Genomic DNA, 450 nt, shown 5'->3' on the forward strand with positions numbered 1-450 from the left:
AATGTTTCAAGGACTCAACGCACAAGCCATCACAGGGGGAAATGTCTTTATCAATGGTATAGGGAGAATTGGCGTATTAAAATCTGTCGAACTCCCTACTTTAGAGAGAGATGTTATCGAACAAAATACGAGTATTGGTAAGTTTGAGCAGGTCATACCCACGCTCAAGCCCCTCACAGCTAAGTTTGTCATCACTGAAGTTGATGAGATTTTAATCACAGCTTTTAATAGCCTTTTGCCTGCAACTATCTATATCAAAAAGAATCTCACACAAGGGGCACTCATCGCAGAGCACTCCCAAATAGTCGCTACCTTTGGGGGTGCGCCTAAAATCCTGCAATTCCCTAATTTTGAGATGAATAAAGAAGTTGAAATGTCGCTATCTATGGCAGTGTATCTTTTCACATACCAAAAAGAAAAAATACCCCTCATAGTCTATGATGTTACAAA

General features: G+C 40.0%; 1 protein-coding gene. It reads left to right on the top strand.

All coding sequences use genetic code 11. The features are described 5' to 3' along the window. Window positions 1-450: phage major tail tube protein (locus BKH46_RS09360; protein ID WP_095226544.1), on the top strand; the 450-nt coding region annotated here is incomplete at both ends.

The sequence above is a fragment of the Helicobacter sp. 12S02634-8 genome (genome assembly GCF_002272865.1).
In the GTDB taxonomy this organism is placed as follows: Bacteria; Campylobacterota; Campylobacteria; order Campylobacterales; family Helicobacteraceae; genus Helicobacter_J.